The 22,150-nt window shown below is 41.6% G+C and carries 17 protein-coding genes; 14 read left to right on the top strand and 3 right to left on the bottom strand.

Annotated features, from left to right (window positions below; translation table 11 throughout):
* Positions 1 to 21: 21 nt before the first annotated feature.
* A complete protein-coding gene (locus tag ACE2AL_RS18050; RefSeq protein WP_206083353.1) occupies positions 22 to 1,176 on the top strand; it encodes a sugar diacid recognition domain-containing protein in 1,155 nt (384 codons plus the stop codon).
* A gap of 3 nt (positions 1,177 to 1,179) precedes the next feature.
* Here ACE2AL_RS18050 and narL read toward each other — a convergent pair whose 3' ends face one another.
* Together narL and narX are read right to left on the bottom strand one after the other, a co-directional pair.
* Entirely contained in the window at positions 1,180 to 1,836 is a 657-nt protein-coding gene (gene narL / locus ACE2AL_RS18045) for a two-component system response regulator NarL (RefSeq protein WP_206083354.1), read from the bottom strand.
* Between the two features lie 21 nt (positions 1,837 to 1,857).
* Entirely contained in the window at positions 1,858 to 3,585 is a 1,728-nt protein-coding gene (gene narX / locus ACE2AL_RS18040) for a nitrate/nitrite two-component system sensor histidine kinase NarX (protein WP_272539359.1), read from the bottom strand.
* A gap of 334 nt (positions 3,586 to 3,919) precedes the next feature.
* On the opposite strand from narX, the gene ACE2AL_RS18035 reads away from it, so the two are divergent.
* The 5 genes from ACE2AL_RS18035 to narI all read left to right on the top strand — a co-directional run bounded on the left by ACE2AL_RS18035 (position 3,920) and on the right by narI (position 12,082).
* Positions 3,920 to 5,317 (top strand): NarK family nitrate/nitrite MFS transporter, encoded by a 1,398-nt coding sequence (locus ACE2AL_RS18035; RefSeq protein ID WP_375083741.1) that lies wholly within the window; start codon positions 3,920 to 3,922, stop codon positions 5,315 to 5,317.
* Between the two features lie 69 nt (positions 5,318 to 5,386).
* A complete protein-coding gene (locus tag ACE2AL_RS18030; RefSeq protein WP_375083740.1) occupies positions 5,387 to 9,148 on the top strand; it encodes a nitrate reductase subunit alpha in 3,762 nt (1,253 codons plus the stop codon).
* A complete protein-coding gene (gene narH / locus ACE2AL_RS18025) occupies positions 9,148 to 10,689 on the top strand; it encodes a nitrate reductase subunit beta (RefSeq protein WP_375083739.1) in 1,542 nt (513 codons plus the stop codon). Before ACE2AL_RS18030 ends, narH begins: the two co-directional genes overlap by 1 nt.
* Entirely contained in the window at positions 10,686 to 11,408 is a 723-nt protein-coding gene (gene narJ, locus ACE2AL_RS18020; RefSeq protein ID WP_206083359.1) for a nitrate reductase molybdenum cofactor assembly chaperone, read from the top strand. The genes narH and narJ overlap by 4 nt, the downstream gene beginning before the upstream one ends.
* On the top strand, positions 11,405 to 12,082 hold the full coding sequence (gene narI / locus ACE2AL_RS18015) for a respiratory nitrate reductase subunit gamma (protein ID WP_206083360.1): 678 nt from the start codon (positions 11,405 to 11,407) through the stop codon (positions 12,080 to 12,082). Before narJ ends, narI begins: the two co-directional genes overlap by 4 nt.
* A 120-nt stretch (positions 12,083 to 12,202) precedes the next feature.
* Here the strand turns inward: narI and ACE2AL_RS18010 are convergent, their stop codons facing one another.
* Complete coding sequence (locus ACE2AL_RS18010; protein ID WP_225820483.1) at positions 12,203 to 12,985, bottom strand: IclR family transcriptional regulator; 783 nt, start codon at positions 12,983 to 12,985, stop codon at positions 12,203 to 12,205.
* Between the two features lie 253 nt (positions 12,986 to 13,238).
* Here ACE2AL_RS18010 and ACE2AL_RS18005 point away from each other — a divergent pair, with 253 nt between their 5' ends.
* From ACE2AL_RS18005 to ACE2AL_RS17970, 8 genes are all read left to right on the top strand, one after another.
* Positions 13,239 to 14,234, top strand: coding sequence for a 2-dehydro-3-deoxygalactonokinase (locus ACE2AL_RS18005; protein WP_206083362.1), 996 nt, complete (start codon positions 13,239 to 13,241; stop codon positions 14,232 to 14,234).
* A 32-nt stretch (positions 14,235 to 14,266) separates the two neighbouring features.
* On the top strand, positions 14,267 to 14,884 hold the full coding sequence (locus ACE2AL_RS18000; protein WP_206083363.1) for a 2-dehydro-3-deoxy-6-phosphogalactonate aldolase: 618 nt from the start codon (positions 14,267 to 14,269) through the stop codon (positions 14,882 to 14,884).
* 27 nt (positions 14,885 to 14,911) lie between these two features.
* On the top strand, positions 14,912 to 16,348 hold the full coding sequence (locus ACE2AL_RS17995; protein WP_272539356.1) for an amidohydrolase family protein: 1,437 nt from the start codon (positions 14,912 to 14,914) through the stop codon (positions 16,346 to 16,348).
* A 12-nt stretch (positions 16,349 to 16,360) separates the two neighbouring features.
* Positions 16,361 to 16,756 (top strand): RidA family protein, encoded by a 396-nt coding sequence (locus tag ACE2AL_RS17990; protein ID WP_206083793.1) that lies wholly within the window; start codon positions 16,361 to 16,363, stop codon positions 16,754 to 16,756.
* A 24-nt stretch (positions 16,757 to 16,780) separates the two neighbouring features.
* Positions 16,781 to 18,232 (top strand): sodium:solute symporter family protein, encoded by a 1,452-nt coding sequence (locus ACE2AL_RS17985; RefSeq protein WP_206083365.1) that lies wholly within the window; start codon positions 16,781 to 16,783, stop codon positions 18,230 to 18,232.
* Positions 18,233 to 18,254: 22 nt separating this feature from the next.
* A complete protein-coding gene (locus ACE2AL_RS17980) occupies positions 18,255 to 19,511 on the top strand; it encodes an amino acid deaminase (protein WP_206083366.1) in 1,257 nt (418 codons plus the stop codon).
* Positions 19,512 to 20,971: 1,460 nt separating this feature from the next.
* Complete coding sequence (locus ACE2AL_RS17975) at positions 20,972 to 21,502, top strand: fimbrial protein (protein ID WP_206083367.1); 531 nt, start codon at positions 20,972 to 20,974, stop codon at positions 21,500 to 21,502.
* 79 nt (positions 21,503 to 21,581) lie between these two features.
* Positions 21,582 to 22,133: a fimbrial protein gene (locus ACE2AL_RS17970; RefSeq protein WP_225818672.1), complete on the top strand. Its 552-nt coding sequence runs from the start codon at positions 21,582 to 21,584 to the stop codon at positions 22,131 to 22,133.
* Positions 22,134 to 22,150: the final 17 nt, after the last annotated feature.

The following is a 22,150-nucleotide window of genomic DNA, read 5'->3' as shown; positions in this document are numbered from 1 at the left end:
ACAATAAGATGAGGCGGTAATATGCTACTGACTGAAAAATTAGCTAATGATATTGTCACGCGTGCGATGGGGATCATCCACCACAACGTCAATGTGATTAACAGTCAGGGGATGATTATCGCTTCAGGTGAAAAAAAACGTATTGGTGAAACACATGAAGCCGCAGTGGAGGTGATCCGCTGCGGCAAACGGATCACGATTTACAATGAAAATGAAGCCCGTGCTTATTCTAATGTAGCCCCAGGAATCAATCATCCGATTATTGTGGCTGACAAAGTGGAGTTGGTGATTGGCGTGAGTGGCGATCCCGTGGTTATTCAGCGTTATGCGGAATTAGCGATTCTTACCGCGGAGTTACTTATTCAGCAAGAAATTGAGCGTCGTAGCATCAATTGGCAGCACCGCTTACGGGATATGTTATTTGTTCAGTTTATTGAAAGTGCCACACCTATTCAGGGGCGTAGTGCATTATTAAAGCTGCATAACTCAGGTTTTTCGTTTTCGCTACCCACGATCCCAGTGATTATTAATATTGAAGCCATTCAATATCGTCCTGAAATTTTAGATACCATCATTACAGAATTATCGGCGATGGAAAAAAGTGATGTATTGCTACTCAATAGCCGTGAAGTATTGATGCTATTTCCCTCAAAACACTATCAAAATGAATCATTTATTCCTAACCTACATTTTATCTTGGATGGTCAACTGAGTCAGTACTATATTGGTGTTGGTGTGCAAGCTGATAGCGAAGAACATGTGCGTGATGCGGTGCATTTTGCTCGCTCAGTGATTGATGTGGGACGTCAGACAGTCCCTGAAAAACAGGTTTTCTTATTTAAAGAAATGGCCTCATTTTGTTTATTTAATGAGTTAGAAAACAGTTATTTATTTAATTTCTTTTTGGATATTTGCAACAAAATTTTATTGCATGATTCAGGGGAAAGTTTGTTGGAAACGTTAGAGTTATTTTTATCGCAAAATGGTGAAATTGGTAATACCGCTTTGCAGCTTGGTATTCACCGCAACACGTTAAGTTATCGGCTACAACAAATTAAAAAGCAAACGGGGCTAGACCCAACAAAATTCACTGATTTGATTCAATTATCGGTGGCGATGCATGGCTACCGTCGGCGTTACCCAAAACAGCAGCCATGGTTAGATGCATTAACCTAATTATTACTTTTGCTGTAAAACCCAAATAGCGGCTTCAATACGCGATTTTAAATTGAGTTTTTTCAGTAAATGCTTCACATGTACTTTAACGGTACTCTCCGTAATATTTAATTTATTGGCAATCTGCTTATTGGATAGCCCCCGTGAGATTAAATCTAAAATATGCGTTTCTCTTGGGGTGAGTACCGATAAATTATGTTCAGTAGATGTGCGATTATCTCTTAATGATTCGGCTAAAACAGAGGCTAATGTTGGACTGACAACCATTTTACCGCTGGCGGCTTCTTTCAATGCAACAATGAGTTTTTCGGGTTCCATATCTTTTAATAAATAGCCATCAGCACCGTGTTTTAGCGCATTAATTAAATCTTCACCATAGTTAGAAACGGTGAATAAAATAATGCGGCCAGAAAGTTCGTGGTTGCGTAAATTGCAGAGGACTTCAAACCCGTTCATTCCTGGCATATTTAAGTCTAATAGGATTAAATCCGGATCATATTCTTCGGCGATTTTAATGCCTGTTTCTCCGTCATCAGCTTCCCCAATGACTCGCAATGTCGGCTCTAAGCTGATTAGTTGCTTAACCCCATTACGCAGCATCGGATGATCATCAATGAGTAAAATTGTGGATTGGCCAGTGGTGATATTTTTGTTTTCCATCAACAAGTAACTCCAATTTAATTAAGCCACAGCGAGTGGGAATGTGACACTGACTGTTGTTCCCCCCTGAACACGAGGTGCAATTTGGTATTCTCCGTTTAAGCTCAGAGCCCTTTCCCTCATGATAATCAGTCCATAATGGTTATTTTTCGTGGGCTGGGGTTGAATACCGTCACCATTATCTTCAATGGTGACGGTGATAACGTCTGCATTTTCGAATAACGAAACTTGCGACCAATTTGCATTGGCGTGCTTGAGAATATTGCTCAAGGCTTCTCGGATTATCTGTATGATATGAATAGCTTGGTGTGGCGAAATGCTTTTTGCTGGCAGTTGGTAATTCAAATTTATTTCAAAGCCAACACGTTGGCTAAATTCATTGATAGTACTTTCTAAAGAGGGCAATAAACCTGGTTCAGTGAGCTTTAACCTAAAAGTGGTTAATAATTCACGTAATTGGCTATAAGCAGAGTTAATTTCATTGCGCATTTCATTGAGTAAATCTTGTTGTTTATTGGGCAAAGATTCTGGCTGCATTTGCAGATAGCTAATTTGCATTTTTAAACATGATAACGATTGGGCAATAGAGTCATGGAGTTCTCTGGCGATTGCCGAGCGTTCATCCATAATTAGCAATTGTTGTTGCTGCTCTAATTGGTGCGCCATTGCTAACATACCAGTGATTTGTTTGACCAACATTAGCACTAAATTATTTTGCTCATCGGATAAAGGCCTATCTATTGAGATCTCAGCTAGGATAACCCCATAGCGGTGTAAATTATCGGAGATATCCCACGATAACATTGTTGGATGTTCCACGGTTTCAGGGGCTGGAAATTCACCACAGTGGATGTCATGAAAATAGGTATCGTTATTTTCTTCATATAGCCGCAAGCTAATATTTTTAAGGGGGATTAGGTTTTGTAGTTCTATCAGTACTTTTTCTAGGCGTACCGCCAGTGGGTCGATGGAATGCAAGGTACGATTTGATTGATACAGGTACAGCAATACTTTGTTTTTATTCTGTAAGTCTGCCGTTTTTTCTTCGACACGAGACTCTAATTGACGGTAACTTTGCGCTAATTCATCAGACATTTGGTTTAATGTTTGTCCAAGAGCGCTAAGCTCATCATGTTTTTTATACGTTGGATAACGTTGGCTAAAATCCCGATGACTAATCGCGTTCACCATATTTAACAGTTTTAGCCAAGGGTAATAAATTTTCTTCCTAAAATGGCAAATGGTGAAGAGTAATAATAGAGAAACGAGGCCGATAAACACCATTTGTGTCATGGCGACATAGGTCATTTTACGTTCTGTTTTTTCATCGATACTTTTTACTAACTCATCGATTTTATTAACAAAAGTGATAACCTCAAAACGTGCATCATTGGGGGAATTGGCTTTTGCTAGCGCAGGTCTTAAGTCGTTTAGCCAATATTGGTGAAGCTCGCTAAATAGATTAGTTAAATCCTCTATTTCGACCACTTGGGTTAATTCAGGGCTTAATAAATCATGTTCAAGTTCATTCAGATAAATATCCGAATAGGTATTGAGTGGTGTTAATGAAAGCAAGTGATAACTTTGCATTCTTAGCGACCCCGATTTATTTATTGCGTGAGCGTTCCCTTGCACGCTAATAATCATTTGGTTGGAAATTGTCATGCCAATAATACCGAGTACAGCAATCAATAACATTAAGCCAATAACTTGGTTAATGATTGAAAATCGGCGGTTCGCAGTTGGCATACATAATCCTTAATTCCATGACATCATTATTCAATATTTTTTATAACGCTATTATTGTTCCTCTATTAGACAAAATTGAATATGCCACTTCGGTATTACTCCCTAATATCTCGCCGAGTCTTTTTGCTAAAATTTGCATCAATGAATGTTTTTAATGTATTAAATTATTCGTTTATATTTAATTGGTTAACTAAAAATACCCCTAATACTCCTCTGGTGGACGGTCTGAATTTCGTGCCAAATTTGATTTAAATCTACCTTGATTTAGATCAGCTTCATGCTGGCTTATTCGCCACACACTGCGCTCAGAAAATCGTATTTATCGGGGTGAATTATGTCTCAACGAGAGAGGATTAATAATACGGCTGTGCAGCCAAAAGGTGTTATTCAGGATTGGCGTCCTGAAGAAAACCAATTTTGGCAGCAAACAGGTCAGCGAATTGCCAAACGTAATTTGTGGATTTCAATTCCGTGTTTATTGCTTGCATTCTGTGTATGGATGCTATTTAGTGCGGTTGCTGTTAATTTAAATAAAGTGGGTTTTAATTTTACCACTGACCAATTATTTTTATTAACCGCACTGCCTTCCGTTTCTGGCGCCTTATTACGCGTGCCCTATTCTTTTGTTATTCCTATCTTTGGTGGTCGTCGTTGGACGGCAATTAGCACTGTATTTCTGATTATTCCGTGTATTTGGTTGGGGTATGCGATTCAAGACCCAACAACGCCATACCAAGTATTTGTGATTATTTCCCTGCTTTGTGGTTTTGCTGGGGCAAACTTTGCATCAAGCATGGCGAATATCAGTTTCTTTTTTCCGAAAGCTCGCCAAGGTGGTGCGCTGGGCTTAAATGGTGGTCTAGGAAATCTAGGCGTTAGCGTGATGCAGTTAGTCGCCCCGTTTATTGTCGGTGTGGGGGTGTTTGCTTTTGCGGGTGGAACAGGAGCGGTTCAGCCTGACGGTTCTGTACTTTGGCTGGAAAATGCTGCGTGGGTTTGGGTGCCATTCTTGCTGTTCTTTACGGTGATGGCATGGTTTGGCATGAACGATTTGGCAGCAAATAAAGCCTCCTTAAAACAGCAACTTCCTGTTTTAAAACGTGGACATCTGTGGATTTTAAGCCTGTTGTACCTCTCAACATTTGGTTCATTTATCGGTTTTTCCGCGGGCTTTGCCATGCTGTCGAAAACCCAGTTTCCCGATATCGTCATCTTGAAATTTGCCTTTTTTGGCCCATTCCTTGGTGCATTAGCCCGCCCACTTGGCGGCATGCTGTCTGACCGTTTTGGCGGCGTCAAAGTGACTTTCCTGAACTTTATCGCCATGGCTATTTTTTCAGGGCTACTGTTCTTTACCTTGCCAGAAAATGGCCAAGGCGGCTCCTTCGGTGCGTTTTATGGTGTGTTTATGGTGCTGTTTTTAACGGCAGGTTTAGGCAGTGGTTCCACATTCCAAATGATTGCCGTGGTTTTTCGCAAATTAACCATGGACAAGGCTTTATTAAGAGGTGCTTCAGAGCAAGAAGCACAAAAAGAAGCAGTAACAGAAAGTGCGGCAGCGCTTGGGTTTATCTCTGCCATTGGTGCAATTGGTGGCTTTTTTATTCCAAAAGCCTTTGGGACGTCGTTAACCCTGACAGGCTCACCCGCTGATGCCATGAAAGTGTTCTTTGTGTTCTATCTCTCTTGTGTGTTTATCACGTGGTTAGTTTACGGACGTACCCACAAATAATAACAAGTTAAAAAAATCCTTTTTAAGCAATGTACGGCGGCGGTCGCCGTCTCTTTGGAGGCAATCCGAATGAGCAAATTTTTAGATAGATTTCGTTATTTTAAGCAGCTGGGTGATACCTTCGCAGGCGACCATGGGCAAGAGCTCAATGTTAACCGTGATTGGGAGGATAGTTACCGTAGTCGCTGGCAGCACGATAAAGTCGTACGTTCGACCCACGGTGTTAACTGCACTGGTTCATGTAGCTGGAAAATTTACGTCAAAAATGGCCTTGTGACGTGGGAAACACAACAAACTGACTACCCACGCACCCGCCCAGATTTACCTGATCACGAGCCTCGTGGTTGTCCGCGTGGTGCCAGCTATTCATGGTATTTATACAGTGCAAACCGCGTGAAATACCCGATGATGCGTAAGCGTTTACTGAAATTATGGCGCGATGCAAAAGCAGAGCACCAAGACCCCGTCGCAGCATGGTTATCCATCATTAGCTACCCAGAAAAAGCGCAGAGTTACAAACAAGCTCGTGGTCGCGGTGGTTTTGTTCGCTCCAGCTGGCAGGAAGTGAACGAGTTAATTGCAGCTGCTAACGTGGCGACGATTAAGGAATTTGGTCCTGACCGCATTGTCGGTTTTTCGCCAATCCCTGCGATGTCGATGGTGTCTTATGCGTCAGGTGCCCGTTATTTATCTCTCATTGGTGGGGCTTGCCTGAGCTTCTACGATTGGTACTGCGACTTACCGCCTGCATCCCCAATGACGTGGGGGGAGCAAACGGATGTACCAGAATCCGCAGACTGGTATAACTCATCTTACATTATTGCTTGGGGCTCGAACGTCCCGCAAACTCGTACGCCTGATGCTCACTTCTTTGCAGAAGTCCGCTACAAAGGGACGAAAACTGTTGCTGTCACGCCAGATTACGCCGAAATCACCAAATTCTGCGACCATTGGCTGAACCCAAAACAAGGGACTGACAGTGCCATGGCGATGGCAATGGGGCATGTCATCCTCAATGAGTTCCACGTCAAACGTGAAGCGGAATATTTCCGTGAATATGTTCGCACTTACACCGATATGCCGATGTTGGTGATGCTCGATAAACATGAAAACGGTGCGTATGTTGCTGGGCGTATGCTGCGTGCTTCGGATCTCGTTGATTCTTTAGGCGAAGAGAAAAATGCCGAATGGAAAACCATCGCGATTGATGAAGAAACAGGGGCACTGTGCGCCCCTCAAGGCTCGATGGGGTTCCGTTGGGATGACAGCCAAAAATGGAACTTAGAACCGCGCGCAGGGCAAGATGCACACCAGATCAAAATGCAACTCAGCCTTGCAGATACGCACGATGAATTTGTTGAGGTTGGCTTCCCATACTTTGGTGGTTTAGAAAGCGAACATTTCCAACGTGTTGAATTGAAAGATGTTTTGTTGCACAAATTACCCGCGAAACGTATTCAGCTTGCGGATGGCAGTGAGTCACTGGTTACTAGTGTGTATGATTTGATGCTTGCTAACTACGGCATTGACCGTGGTTTCGGTGATGAAAACTGTGCCGTTGATTACGATGATATGAAAGCCTATTCCCCTGCATGGGCTGAAAAAGTCACTGGGGTGAGCCGCCAAAATATCATTCGCATCGCCCGTGAATTTGCGGACACCGCAGAGAAAACCCACGGCCGTGCGATGGTAATTGTTGGGGCTGGTATCAACCACTGGTACCACATGGATATGACTTACCGCGCAATTATCAACATGCTGATTTTCTGTGGCTGCGTGGGGCAAAGCGGCGGTGGTTGGTCACATTACGTCGGCCAGGAAAAATTGCGCCCACAAACAGGCTGGACGCCACTGGCTTTTGGTCTTGATTGGCAGCGTCCACCACGCCATATGAACAGCACATCATTCTTCTATAACCATTCAAGCCAATGGCGTTATGAAACGGTAGGGACGGAAGAGTTACTCTCACCTTTAGCGGATAAAAAAGCATTTAGCGGCAGTTTAGTGGACATGAATGTGCGTGCTGAAAGAATGGGCTGGTTGCCATCTGCACCACAATTAAGCGTTAACCCAATCAAAATTGCTAAACAGGCACAAGACGTGGGGCTTTCCCCAGTAGATTACACCGTTAAGCAATTGAAGGACGGCAATATTCGTTTTGCAGCAGAACAGCCAGATGACCCACAAAATTTCCCACGTAATCTGTTTATTTGGCGCTCAAACTTATTGGGTTCCGCAGGGAAGGGCCATGAATATTTATTGAAATATTTGCTGGGTACTGAAAATGGTATTCAAGGCAAAGATTTAGGTCAACAAGGTGGCGTCAAACCTGAGGAAGTAGAATGGCAAGATACAGCAGCACAAGGGAAAGTGGACTTAGTGGTGACTCTCGATTTCAGAATGTCGAGCACCTGCCTGTTCTCAGACGTTATTTTACCGACCGCCACTTGGTATGAAAAAGACGATATGAATACCTCGGATATGCATCCGTTTATTCACCCATTATCCGCCGCGGTTGACCCTGCTTGGGAATCGAAAAGCGATTGGGAAATCTACAAAGGCATTGCCAAAGCTTTCTCAGATGTCAGTGTCGGCCATCTAGGCAAAGAAACGGATGTCGTCACACTGCCGATCCAGCACGACAGTAAAGCTGAAATGGCGCAACCTTTTGATGTGAGAGATTGGAAAAAAGGCCAGTGCGAGCTGATCCCTGGAAAAACGGCGCCGCACATTATTTGTGTTGAACGTGACTACCCCAATACTTACGCACGTTTTACCTCCCTTGGTCCATTAATGGACAAATTAGGGAACGGTGGGAAAGGCATCAGTTGGAATACGCAAGATGAAGTTGATTTCCTGAAAAAGCTGAACAAAACCCAGCCAGAAGGAGCTAATGCAGGCCGCCCTAAAATTGACACTGCCATTGATGCTGCCGAGGTGATTTTAACTTTAGCCCCCGAAACCAATGGACAAGTGGCAGTGAAAGCATGGGATGCGTTAAGCAAGGTGACAGGGCGCGACCATACGCATTTAGCACGCTACAAAGAAGATGAGAAAATTCGCTTCCGCGATATTGTGGCACAGCCACGTAAGATCATTTCCAGCCCAACGTGGTCAGGCTTAGAAGATGAACATGTCTCTTACAACGCTTGTTATACCAACGTTCACGAGATGATCCCATGGCGTACACTTAGTGGTCGTCAGCAGTTATATCAAGATCATGAATGGATGCGTGCCTTTGGTGAAAGTCTCGTGGTATATCGCCCGCCAATTGATACGCGTGCGGCTCAGCCATTAATGGGTAAAAAATCCAACGGTTACCCTGAAAAAGCGTTGAATTTCCTAACGCCACACCAAAAATGGGGTATTCACTCCACTTATAGCGACAACTTATTGATGTTGACGCTCGGTCGTGGTGGCCCTGTGGTTTGGCTAAGTGAGGACGATGCTCGCGAGTTAGGCATTGAAGATAATGATTGGGTTGAAGCGTTTAACAGCAATGGGGCGCTGACAGCAAAAGCGATCGTCAGCCAACGGATCCCTGATGGCATGATCATGATGTACCACGCGCAAGAACGGTTGATCAATTTGCCGGGGTCAGAAATTACGGCGCAGCGCGGGGGTATTCATAACTCAGTAACGCGTGTTTGCCCGAAACCTACCCATATGATTGGCGGTTACGCCCATCTAGCTTATAGCTTCAATTATTACGGAACCGTGGGTTCTAACCGTGATGAATTTGTGGTTGTTCGCAAAATGAAACAGGTCGACTGGCTGGATGGGGAAAACGATGCCTATCAGCAGACCCTGAGCGAAAAGGAGAAAGCATAATGAAAATTCGTTCTCAAGTCGGCATGGTGCTAAACCTCGATAAATGTATTGGTTGCCATACATGCTCAGTGACCTGTAAAAATGTCTGGACCAGTCGCGAAGGTGTTGAATACGCATGGTTTAATAATGTCGAGACCAAACCAGGTATCGGCTATCCCCATCACTGGGAAGATCAGGAAAAATGGAAAGGCGGTTGGATCCGTACCATCAAAGGCAAGCTGGTTCCTCGTATGGGGAACAAAGTGGGCGTGCTGTCTAAAATCTTTGCTAATCCTGATGTACCTGCTTTGGATGATTATTATGAGCCATTTAATTATGACTACGGCCATTTAAAAAATGCCAAAGAAGGCAAACATGTGCCAACTGCGCGTCCACGGTCATTGATCACAGGCGAACGGATGAGCAACGTGAAAATGGGGCCTAACTGGGAAGATGACCTCGGTGGCGAATTTGCGAAACGCGCCGCAGACAAAAACTTTGAGCACATCCAAAAAGAGATGTATGGGCAATTTGAAAATACTTTCATGATGTATTTGCCACGTCTGTGTGAACATTGTTTGAACCCTGCTTGTGTTGCAACGTGCCCAAGCGGTGCGATTTACAAGCGCTCTGAAGACGGTATCGTCTTGATTGACCAAGACAAATGCCGTGGCTGGCGTATGTGCCTGACAGGCTGCCCGTACAAAAAAATCTACTTTAACTGGAAAAGCGGCAAGTCAGAAAAATGTATTTTCTGTTACCCTCGCATTGAATCTGGCATGCCAACGGTTTGCTCGGAAACCTGTGTTGGGCGTATCCGTTATTTAGGTGTGTTGCTGTATGACGCCGATAAAATTGAATCGGCGGCGAGTGTAGAAAAAGAAACGGATCTGTATCAAAGTCAGCTCGATGTCTTCCTTGATCCACACGATCCTAAAGTGATTGAAGAAGCGCAAAAACAGGGGATCCCATTAAGTGTGATCGACGCTGCTCAGAAATCGCCAGTGTATAAAATGGCGATGGAGTGGAAACTAGCGCTGCCGCTGCATCCTGAATATCGCACATTACCGATGGTGTGGTATGTGCCACCTCTGTCACCCATTCAATCTGTCGCTGATTCGGGTTTATTGGCTAACAATGGCGTATTGCCTGATGTGGAAAGCCTGCGCATTCCAGTGCAGTACCTCGCCAATTTATTGACGGCTGGGGACACAGAGCCTGTGCTGTTAGCACTAAAACGTATGTTAGCGATGCGCCATTATAAACGTGCTGAAACCGTAGAAAACCAGTGTGATACCAGTGCGTTGGAGCAAGTGGGATTAACGGAAGAGCAAGCCCAAGAAATGTACCGTTACTTGGCAATTGCTAACTATGAAGACCGTTTTGTGATCCCATCCAGTCATCGTGAATTAGCACGTGAAGTGTTCCCTGAAGCCAAAGCTTGTGGCTTTAGTTTTGGTGATGGTTGCCATGGTAGTGATAGCAAAACCAATCTGTTTAATAGTAGACGTATTGATGCCATTGATGTGACGCCAAAAACAGCGCAGGAGAACACACTATGATGACGTTAAGAGTGATTTCTCGGCTGTTAGAATACCCGTCAGAGGCGCTTTGGCAGCACCGCGATGAGTTAATCGAAGCATTAGAGCAAGCAGATGAATTACCTGTTACTCGTGCTATTCAGTTGATGATGTTTGTGCGCGAATATCTCAATGACGACTTGTTAGATATGCAGGCGCAATATTGTGAGCTGTTTGATAGAGGGCGCGCAACATCGTTACTGTTATTCGAGCATGTTCATGGGGAATCCCGCGACCGCGGTCAAGCAATGGTCGATTTAATGGGGCAGTACCAGCAGCATGGCTTGCAAATTGATTGCAAAGAGCTACCCGACTATTTGCCTATTTACTTGGAGTATCTCACTGTTTTACCACCGCAAGAAACTGTGGGGGGCTTGCACGATATCGCACCAATCTTAGCGTTACTAGGGGAGCGATTAAAACAGCGTGAAAGCCGCTTTGCGAGCTTGTTTGAGATATTACTTGAGTTATCCAATAGCGAAATTGCCACTGAGCAACTTAGCGAAAAAGTGGCATCAGAAGCGCGGGATGACACGCCTCAAGCCCTTGATGCGGTGTGGGAAGAGGAACAAGTGAAGTTTTTTGCGGATGAGAAAACCTGCGGTGGGGAAGTCACCGCCCATCAACACCGTTTTGCCAATGCCGTCACGCCGCAATACTTGGACCTTGGTACGAGCAGCCATGTAGGAGTGCAAAAATGAATTTTCTCAATCAATTCTTCTTCGACATCTATCCGTATATTGCAGGCACCGTGTTTATTGTCGGTAGCTGGCTGCGTTATGACTACGGTCAATACACATGGCGTGCGGGTTCGAGTCAAATGTTAGATAAAAAGAATATGCGTCTGGCATCCAATTTATTCCATTTGGGGATTATTGGGATTTTTGTCGGCCATTTTCTGGGGATGTTAACACCACATTGGATGTATGAATCTTTCCTACCAATGCATATCAAGCAGTTGATGGCGATGATCGGGGGCGGCTCTGCGGGGGTGATGATGTTAATTGGTGGAGCGATGTTACTGAAACGCCGACTGACTAACCCACGTATTCGCGCCACATCTTCCTTTGGTGACATCATGATTATGGTATTGCTGGTGGTGCAAGTGTGTTTAGGGCTACTCACTATTCCATTCTCTGCGCAGCACATGGATGGCAGTGAAATGTTGAAGTTAGTGGGATGGGCGCAATCAGTTGTGACATTCCATTGGGGCGCGTCGAATTACCTTGAAGGTGTTGGCATCGTGTTCAAGTTACATATCGTGTTGGGGATGACAATATTCTTACTCTTCCCATTTTGCCGTTTAGTGCACATCTGGAGTGCACCTATCGAATACCTAAGTCGTCGGTATCAGTTGGTGAGAAATCGCCACTAAGTTCGGGTTTCACAGGGAAGTGAGCCAGTACATTGCTCTTGTGTAATTGATTCTTGTGTAAACAACAAATATGGCTATTTTGGCACCCCACCTAACATGTTAGATGGGGTTTTTTTGTGTTTATTTGCTGACAGCGGGTTCGATATAGCCCAGGCGGCGAGAAATCAGCAAACAAACATGGGCAAGTTCATCGTTGACCCTATCTATTTTGGGTAACATACGGTGTGTTGGGCCTGCAACACTGATAGCCCCAACAATGTTGCCAGTGTAGTTAAATATTGGCCTTGCAACACACGTTAGCCCTTCTTCATTTTCTTCATCATCTAAAGAAAAGCCTTTCAAACGAATATCTGCCAACAATTCATACAGTTTCATTCTATCGACAACGGTTTTTTCCGTGAATTTCACCAGAGGTTTATCCAGAACCTCATCAATTTCTTCCAACGGTTGGAACGCTAAAAGCGCTTTCCCAATCCCTGTGCAATAGGCGGGTAGCCTTGCCCCTAATTTTGCAGTTGTTTGAATTGAGAGGGTACCTTCACTTTTATACAGGTACACCACATGCCCGCTGTTATAGACCCCCAAAAAACAGGTTTCGAATGTTGAGCTCGATAGTGTTTTTAAATAAGGGATTGAAACTTCAACTAAATTGACATTCATTAAACCTTTAATGCCAAGTTCAAGGCTTTTTAAATCAAGGTTATAACGCTCTGTAAGGTGATCGATACTGACATATTGGCGTTCTTTTAACGTCTCTAATATCCGAAACGCAGTGGTTTTGGCGATCCCTGTGTTTTTAACTAATTCTGCCAATGAAATTCCATCGGAATGATTACTTATCTCTTCAAGGATGGTCAGTACTCTATCAATGTTTGATGAGTTTGCTTGGCTGTCTTTCGTCATTGTTGGCTCCTTACATGCGCTGGGGGTCATTGTACGCACAATTTCATGTGAATTAAACGTCGTTCCATTTTCTCCTTGTTGTGACTCTTTTTGTGTGTAAAGGCGGGAGATCTGTAATTAATTGATAAGCCTTGTCTTTACGTTACTGATTGTGATCACGATCGTCATTCTTATAAAAACGGAACGACATTCCTATATTTTGATGTATCTTATAAAAAAAGGAACAACGTTCCGTTATTTTAAAGGGATAAATATGTTGATAGTGACCATTGATACAGGGACAACAAATACCCGCGTGAGAGCATGGCGAAACAATATGGTTGTGGGAGAGCTGAGCGCGGAAGTTGGGATTCGGGATTGTGCGAAAAATGGAAATAATGTGCGTTTAATTCAATCAATAAAAACGCTTTTGGCACAACTTTTAGCAAAGTTTAGTGATGAAGAAAGGGAAAATTATCGCTTAGTGGCATCGGGTATGATTACTTCAGAAATTGGGTTATGTCATTTGCCTCATGAAGTGACTCCAGTTTCGATGAGACAGCTCGCACAAAAGGCCAGTGCACGCGTGATAAATGAAATTAGCGAAAAGCCAATTATTTTTATACCAGGAATTAAAAATAAAACCACGGAATTAACGTTTGACTCTATTGAAAGCATGGATGTGATGCGCGGTGAAGAGGTTGAGATCTTCGGTATCTTATCACAGCAGCCAGATTTAGGCGCTTCGCTGGTTATCTTACCAGGTTCGCATTCAAAGTTTGTTCGCATTGATGACAATAAAAATGTGATTGCACTGGCAACCACGATGGCAGGGGAAATCTTCGATACGCTGACGCACCAAACGATACTCGCAAGCTCATTAGAGCATCAATTTGTTCAGCAACTTGATCGCGAATATTTACTTAAGGGTGCCGAGTTAAGTCAGCAAGTAGGGATTGCCAGAAGCTGTTTCTCAGTCAGATTATTAGATCTTTTTACGGAAGCTACTCTTGACCAAAAATCGAGTTTTTTATTAGGCGCGATTTTAGCATCAGATTTACTTGCGATAAAAAACAGCCAGGCCTTATGTGTGACTAACGATATAAAAATTGTGATTAGTGGAAAACCTATCTTAGCAAATGCGCTTCAATTATTAATTAAAAATGATAGTTATTTCACGGGTGAAATCAGCGTATTAAAAGATAAAAAGGAACAGCCGTATTCTGGGTTAGGTGCAATTTCAATATTAAACCTTACAGAATATAAATAAGCATTCTTAATAATTTGTTATTAGGTGATTATATGAATCTTGAAAATGAAATTCCTTTAATTGCAATATTGCGTGGAATTAAACCTGAAGAGGTTTTAGAACATATTTCAATACTGGCGGAAGAAGGTTTTCAATATATAGAAATTCCATTGAATTCCCCTGAATGGGAAAAGAGTATTCCATTGGCTATTCAGCACTATGGCAATAAATTAAAAATAGGGGCAGGAACTGTCCTCAATCAACAGAATGTTGAAAAATTAGCAGCAATGAACGCAAAGATTATTGTCACACCGAATATTAATGTTTCGGTGATCAAATCATCTTTAGCAAACAAGATGGAAATATACCCAGGCTGTGCAACAGCCACTGAGGCATTTACAGCGATTGATGCAGGTGCTTGTAACTTAAAAATATTTCCAACTGCGCCGCTAGGAGTTAACTACGTTAAGTCACTGATGTCAGTGATCCCTAAAGATATAGCTATTTATGCCGTTGGTGGCGTAACGCCACAAAATTTACATGAGTACCTAAGCATTGGCTGTTATGGCGCAGGGCTTGGGAACGACCTTTACCGTGCAGGCCAATCACCAGAGAAAACCAGAGAAAACGCGAAAGCATTTATATCTGCATATATCGCATTTAAAAATTAAAATTATTAATTTAAAAGAGATATTAAAATGAAATTCGATTATGTTTTTAAAAGTGCCACTGTTATTGATGGCAGTGGTAAAAATGAATTTATCAGCGATGTGGCAATTAAAAATGGCCGTATTATTAAAATTGCTGAAAATATTAACGAAGAGTCTGAAAAAATAATTGATTGTTCAGGGTTAATTTTATCGCCTGGGTTTATTGATGTTCATACGCATGATGATTTAATTGTCATAGATAAACCAGAATATATTGAAAAAACATCACAGGGTGTTACCACCATTATTGTTGGTAACTGTGGGATCAGTGCTGCATGCGCCACATTAAAAGATGAAGTTCCTGACCCAATTAATTTGCTGGGGGAATTAAATGAATTTAATTTCGCAGATTTGGCTAGCTATAAGCAGAAAATTAATGAAATTACGCCGACCGTTAATGTAGCGACATTGATTGGCCATACCACATTAAGAAATAACTGTGTTTCGGATTTATTAAAACCTGCAACCCAGAGCAATATTGCACAGATGAAGCGGGTTTTAGAATCTGCATTAAATGAAGGTGCTTTAGGGCTAAGCACAGGGCTGTCTTACGGTAATGCCATTAACTCATCCACGGAAGAAATCTGTGAGCTGGCCGAATTATTAGCAGAGCATCAGGGCATTTACACCACGCATATGCGTACTGAATATGATGGAATCATCGATGCAATGCATGAAGCTTTTCATATTGGCCGCCATGCAAAAGTACCTGTGCAAATTTCTCACCATAAGTGTGCTGGGGCAAAAAACTGGGGACGTACTAAAGAGACGCTTGCGTTAATCGAAAAATATCAAGCAATGCAAGATATTAACTGTGATTGCTACCCCTATAGAGCGGGCTCTTCAAACTTAGATATCACGCAAGTCACTGAGGATTATGACATCCTAGTGACTTGGTCAACGCCATTCCCTGATGTTGCAGGTAAGACACTAAAAGATATCGCCATAATGTGGAATATCGATATTTACCAAGTGGCGGAAAAAATTGTCCCTGCGGGCGCTATTTATTTTCAAATGCATGAAGACGATGTTCGCCGTGTATTGCAGCACCCAAGCAGCATGGTTGGTTCAGATGGCTTACCCCGCGACCCTAATCCGCACCCACGTTTATGGGGCACCTTTCCACGCGTAATTAGTCACTACAGCCGTGATGAGAAACTGTTCCCAATGACCACCGCAATTTACAAGATGACGGGCATGTCGGCTCAGCGTTTTTCTTTGAAGGATAGAGGGCTTATCAAAGAAAACTTTTTTGCAGATATCGTCTTATTTGACCCAATAAAAATTAATGAAACCTCGACGTTCCAAGATCCAAAGCAGAAAGCAGATGGCATTGAATATGTTTTTGTTAATGGTGTTCTGACCTATACCGCAAAAGAAATGACTGGGGATAGAGCAGGTAAATTCTTAGAAAGAAATAAATAAAAGAGAGAAATAATAATGATTAAACGATTTGGCGTTGAAGGTTCAAAAGGGACTGGTGGGCAATCATTACCTTTTTCGAAAGCTGTGCTAGCGGACGGCTGGTTATATGTGTCAGGCCAAACACCGATGGTTGATGGTGAAGTGATTGATGGCGGCATTATTGCACAATCAAAACTGGCTATCGAAAACTGTTTAAACATCATGAAGGACGCGGGATTTGAGCGCCAAGATATTGTGCATATGAAAGTGGTTTTGAGTGATGCTCGATACTTTCAGTCCTTTAATAAAGTGTTTCAGCAATTCTTTGCTGAGCATCCACCAGCAAGAGTCTGTTTTGTTGCGGATCTTGTGGTTGATTGCATGGTTGAAGTGGACATCACCTGCTTTAACAGCAAGTTCAAATCTTAATCGCTGAGACGATGAGGGGCTATTATGGAACATAATAATTTCTTAATGTGGTTTTTGCTGTATGCGTTCGTCATGATGTTCATTGGCTGGTATGTAACAAGGCATCAAAAGACAGGTGAAGATTTCATTCTTGGCGGCAGAAAATTACCGATGTTACTCACCTTAGGGTCTACTGTCGGAACGATGGTGGGAACAGGGTCAAGTATTGGTGCGGTGAGTTTCGGTTATTCGAATGGTTGGGCTGGTATGTTATATGGCATCGGCGGCGCAACGGGGATCTTACTCACCGCTTGGTTATTTGCGCCAGTAAGAAACTATCGCTTTATGACAATGAGTGAGGAAATTTGTTACTACACAGGTGGCAGCCGCTTAGTCAAAAACCTGGTTGCGATATTAATTTTCTTAGCATCAATTGGTTGGTTAGGTGCGCACATCCTTGGGGGCGGCTTATACTTGGCATGGGCTGCAGACATTGATATCACAGTAGCGAAGATCATCATTGCTGTCGGGTTTGTATTCTATGTGGGTATCGGTGGTTATAAAGCTGTTTCATGGATCGATACATTACAATCCATCGTCTTATTCCTCGGGTTTATTATTCTTGCCGTCGCCTCAGTGAGCTACGTCGGCGGATGGGATGTCGTTGTACAAAATACGGATCCGAAGGCGTTCACGTTATTTGGGATTGGTAAACTTGGTATGCTACCTGCTATTTCACTTGCAATTGTGATTGGTATTGGTGTTCTAGCGACACCTTCCTATCGTCAGCGTATTTATTCAGCAGCGTCAACAAAAGCCATTCGCCAATCATTCATTATTACTGGCGTCTTATATATGGGGTTCTCGTTCTTACCTGCAATTATCGGCATGGCAACCCATGTAATGGAGCCTAATTTAGAAAACAGCAGTTTTGCTTTCTTATATGCAACCAATGCATTACCGCATGTACTGGCAATGGTGGTATTGATCGCAGGTATGTCAGCTAACATGTCATCAGGTAGCTCTGACGCCATCGCAGGGGTTTCGATAATCCTACGTGATATCTATACGATGGTAACAGGGAAAATGCCACCACCAGAGAAAGCCATTAACTTATCTCGGATCTTCTTACTTGGCGTTATCTTGCTTGCACTGGTATTCGCATTGACCTCAAATGACATCATTGGTTATATCACTAAAATGATTTCAATGATTATGTCAGGGCTTTGTGTCACCGTGTTATTAGGTAAATTTTGGCATCGCTTTAACTGGCAAGGTTGTATAGCCGCGCTGGTGGCGGGAAGCTCAACATCGTTAACGATTATTTTAACGCCAGAGTGGTCTGCAAAATTAGGTAACCCCGTGATCCCTGCATTATTGATCAGCTTGGTTTGTGCTGTGGTTGTCACTTTAGTGACACCAAAAAATAAACTCAGCCGTGAGGAAGTTTTAGAAAACATTACCCACGAAAGAGAAAATACGGCGAAAAGTAAATAAATGTTCAAATTGAGAGATGCAAATGACGAAATATAATTTTCTCGAAGAGATAAAGCATAAGTCGGCGAGGTTGCCTAACTCAGAGAGTGTGCAGATAAACATTCTTCACGAGGACGTGTGTTTACCTGCGGTGGTCGTGAAACAGCGTGAATTAGAAAATAATATTGCATGGATGCAACATTATGCGAACACCGTAAATGTGTCGTTATCACCTCATGGTAAAACGACGATGACTCCCGCAATTTTCAAACGCCAAATCGCACAAGGTGCGTGGGGGTTGAGTGTTGGAACTGTTTATCAGGCAAAGGTGGCAATTGAATCGGGTATTAAGCACATTGTGATTGCTAATCAGGTTGTTGGTAAAACGAATATTCGGTTACTTGGCGAACTGGTTAAACTCAATCAAGCCAACTTGTATTGTTGTGTTGATAGTATTCAAAATGCGAAACAACTTGCCGAGGTTTTTTCACGCGAAAACCAAACATTGAATGTTTTGATTGAACTGGGTGTTAATGGAGGGCGTTGTGGTTGTCGTACAGAGGATGAAGCACTGTTGTTAGCCGAAGAATTAAAAGCATTACCCTCTCTAGTCATTGCTGGAATTGAATTTTATGAGGGTGTTATTCATAGCGATGATGCAGAAAAAGACATTAATGAGGTGCAGCAATTCTTACAGCGAGTCTTAGCGACGAGCCAAAAACTCGATAGATTGGGGGTGTTTGATAGATATCAGGGAGAGGTATTACTCACAGGAGCAGGTTCAGTTTGGTATGACCTTGTGAGTAAGAAGGTGGCAGAGTTTACCTTTTCAAAGGCTTTTCGCTTTGTCATTCGCCCTGGTTGTTATATTACACATGACCATGGTATTTATGATGAGGCTCAACAAGCCCTAAAAGCGCGGGATAGTATCGCTTGTCAGTTAGAAGGGGACTTGATGCCCGCAATGGAAATTGTGGCATTAGTACAGTCGGTTCCTGAAAAAGGGCGGGCAATTGTTAATTTTGGTAAAAGAGATGTCGCATTTGATGCTGGGTTACCTCAACCTTTAGCACAATATCGAGATGGTCAGCGGCTTTCCTTCCAACGAGGAAGTGCAAAAACGTTTGGCTTAATGGACCAACATGCCATTTTATCTTTTGATGAAAGTTGTTATTTTCAAGTAGGGGACATCCTCGTTTTTGGTACATCGCACCCGTGCATTACGTTTGATAAGTGGAAAGTTATTTATCTGACGGATGATGAATATAACGTGCTAGAAGATATGCCAACATTTTTCTAAACCGCATTCTTGTTTGTTAATTAAAACCAGCTTCTTTGTTAAGTAGCTGGTTTTTTATTTATTTATTTTTGTAATGCCAACTGGCTGCTGTGTTATTGGATATTAGCGTACAACGTTTGAATTGCCAGCTTTAGAGTCTTACCTCATAAAGTGATTTTACGATATCAGAGGTATTTCAGTTTTTACTGACAAGACAGTGGCAGGAATTGATGTTTTATCACTATAAATTAAACGATAGGTGTCAGGTATATTCGATTTTTCTAGTGCAGATAAAGGATTCCCTTGACATAAATCAAAGGGTATTTAAGGAGATCTTAAAAAGATGATGTTAAGTTAATATTAGATAAAATGAGGATAATAATAGATGGTAGCATCTTCATTATTACGTAATCATCGCTAGTGTAAGGTATAAATTAATAATTATGAATAATATTTAAATGATGAAACTATTCAGTACTATTTAATCATTATAATTCCTAGCATTTTGGGGGGCATCGAGAGTAGATGAGTTTATTGGCTTATGTAAGGTGTCTTAATACCTTCATTCATTAATGTTGTTGACTTTGATTTTGTCTTTTATAAATGGATTTTATGGTTGTTTTATTCCATAATTAATATTGAAAGTTACAAAAAAACACACTTTGAATATTTTTGTAATGCTTTTCTTAGTGTTTTAATACGACTTGATATTTTTTTACTATTTTTTATTTAAGGATTTTCTGTTGTGTTGTTTTATTTTTACTATATATATGTGAGTGTGATTAATCATTAGTAATTGTTAATCACACATATTTCTACTCGTTTTTTGTTATATGGCTATTTTAGGGTAACTATTTGTAATTTAATGTTTTATTTTTTATTTTCATTTAAACTAACACATTAAATGTGTAACAGAAGGTAATATTGGAAACATTATGAAATTATTTAATATTTAAAATTAAGATGTTTCTTATTAAAATAAAAACATGGTTAAATGTTTTTTTTGTTATTTATTTCTGATTTTTAGTTATATTTTATTTTTAGTCATTTTTTTTCACTAATAAGCACCCGTTTTATGAGTATAAAAAACTTTATTATTGAAGAATGGAGTTATTTTGTGGTTTTTTATTAAAAAAAGTCTATTTAAATTGAAGTGTGGTTACTTAATTATCCTATATTAGAGTATTTAATGGCTGTAATTTTTGAATTATTTTATATATTTCACAAACTTACCTCTCTGGGTTGTTTATTAACTCTATAATTTGACATAATTAAAATGAGATATAATAATGGCTTCGCATTGATACATTGTTTAATTATCTGGTTTATTAGCGGAGCCTAATAAATTAGGGATAGTTAGCATGTCAATTTTTAATGTTTACTAACCAAACATATTTTAAGAAAAAATTAAAATAATCAGATTAATAATAACTCGTTATTTTAATTTGTGTCGTCTTTTTTATCTAATGGAAATGTATAAAATGAAATTAAATAAACTTGCTTTAGTATTAGGTTTAGGTCTGGCTGTTGTTGCTGGTTCTGCTTCTGCAAACCAAGGTTCTGGTACTGTAACTTTTAAAGGTTCAATCATTGATGCTCCTTGCTCAATCCCACCAGGTTCTGAAGCATTTGAAGTTAAGATGGGTGCTATCGCAACTTCAGCATTAAACGGCGGCGGTAAAAGTGTTGCTCGTCCTTTCAATATTGAGTTAGAACAGTGTGATATCACTACTCTGAAAACTGTACAAACTACATTCACAGGTACGCCAAGTACTTCTGTTAATGGTGGTTTAGCTATCGCTGGTACAGCTAAAAATGCGGGTATCGTTATCACTGACGTTAATGGCGACAAAATTGATTTAGGCGCTAAATCTCCATCTCAAACTCTGTTTACTGGTGCTAACACACTGCGCTTCACTGCATTCTTACAAGGTGATGCAGACGCGACAAACAAACCTGCTGTTCCGGGTGAATTTGATGCAATCGCAACATTTGCTCTGAGCTACCAGTAATTGGTACCGCCCGTACAAGGATGTATGGGCACTAATTTTAATGAATTGAAATTGCTCATTAAGTTGAAATGGAGTCGTTATGAATCACTTTGGCACAATTGTCATGGTGCTTTCAGGAATAATGTTTGCCCCAATAGTTAGTGCACAAAATCAAATTTCTCGGGCACAAGGTCCATTCGAAGGAACCGTCACAATGGGTGGTTCAATTATCGAAACCCCCTGTGCAATTGATGCAGATAGCCGAGATCAATCAGTAAGCATAACTACTGTGCCTGTTAGTCAAATAATTCATGACAGAGAAAGTCCAGTTCGTAATTTCTCGATACGTCTTATTAATTGTGTTCTAACACCGGTAACGCCTGGAACTCCTAATTGGCAAACTTTCAATATTACATTTGATGGTCCGACAGATGGTCGCAATTTTGATGTTTTCGGTCACGCAAATGGATTGTCAGTAAAAATTTCTGATGCTGATGGAAATGTTGCAATCCCTGGTAAGGCGATGCCTGATTTGCCTATCAAAGCAGGTGAAACAACACTTCACTATAACGTGCGTGTTGTGCCTAATAATAAACGTTTAAAGCCAGGAAACTATCAGACCACTATCCGTTTTAAGATGGATTATTACTGAGTTATTACTAAGGGACT

The organism is Providencia xihuensis (assembly GCF_041953405.1).
In the GTDB taxonomy this organism is placed as follows: domain Bacteria; phylum Pseudomonadota; class Gammaproteobacteria; order Enterobacterales; family Enterobacteriaceae; genus Providencia; species Providencia vermicola.
The sequence above is the reverse complement of the archived record's forward strand: the minus strand, read 5'-3'. Positions and strand labels throughout refer to the sequence as shown.

Bases quoted from the DNA above. Each gene is read 5' to 3' on its own strand.
- ACE2AL_RS18050 (WP_206083353.1), top strand. From the start codon at position 22: ATGCTACTGACTGAAAAATTAGCTAATGATATTGTCACGCGTGCGATG.
- narL (WP_206083354.1), bottom strand. From the start codon at position 1,836: ATGGAAAACAAAAATATCACCACTGGCCAATCCACAATTTTACTCATT.
- narX (WP_272539359.1), bottom strand. From the start codon at position 3,585: ATGCCAACTGCGAACCGCCGATTTTCAATCATTAACCAAGTTATTGGC.
- ACE2AL_RS18035 (WP_375083741.1), top strand. From the start codon at position 3,920: ATGTCTCAACGAGAGAGGATTAATAATACGGCTGTGCAGCCAAAAGGT.
- ACE2AL_RS18030 (WP_375083740.1), top strand. From the start codon at position 5,387: ATGAGCAAATTTTTAGATAGATTTCGTTATTTTAAGCAGCTGGGTGAT.
- narH (WP_375083739.1), top strand. From the start codon at position 9,148: ATGAAAATTCGTTCTCAAGTCGGCATGGTGCTAAACCTCGATAAATGT.
- narJ (WP_206083359.1), top strand. From the start codon at position 10,686: ATGATGACGTTAAGAGTGATTTCTCGGCTGTTAGAATACCCGTCAGAG.
- narI (WP_206083360.1), top strand. From the start codon at position 11,405: ATGAATTTTCTCAATCAATTCTTCTTCGACATCTATCCGTATATTGCA.
- ACE2AL_RS18010 (WP_225820483.1), bottom strand. From the start codon at position 12,985: ATGACGAAAGACAGCCAAGCAAACTCATCAAACATTGATAGAGTACTG.
- ACE2AL_RS18005 (WP_206083362.1), top strand. From the start codon at position 13,239: ATGTTGATAGTGACCATTGATACAGGGACAACAAATACCCGCGTGAGA.
- ACE2AL_RS18000 (WP_206083363.1), top strand. From the start codon at position 14,267: ATGAATCTTGAAAATGAAATTCCTTTAATTGCAATATTGCGTGGAATT.
- ACE2AL_RS17995 (WP_272539356.1), top strand. From the start codon at position 14,912: ATGAAATTCGATTATGTTTTTAAAAGTGCCACTGTTATTGATGGCAGT.
- ACE2AL_RS17985 (WP_206083365.1), top strand. From the start codon at position 16,781: ATGGAACATAATAATTTCTTAATGTGGTTTTTGCTGTATGCGTTCGTC.
- ACE2AL_RS17980 (WP_206083366.1), top strand. From the start codon at position 18,255: ATGACGAAATATAATTTTCTCGAAGAGATAAAGCATAAGTCGGCGAGG.
- ACE2AL_RS17975 (WP_206083367.1), top strand. From the start codon at position 20,972: ATGAAATTAAATAAACTTGCTTTAGTATTAGGTTTAGGTCTGGCTGTT.
- ACE2AL_RS17970 (WP_225818672.1), top strand. From the start codon at position 21,582: ATGAATCACTTTGGCACAATTGTCATGGTGCTTTCAGGAATAATGTTT.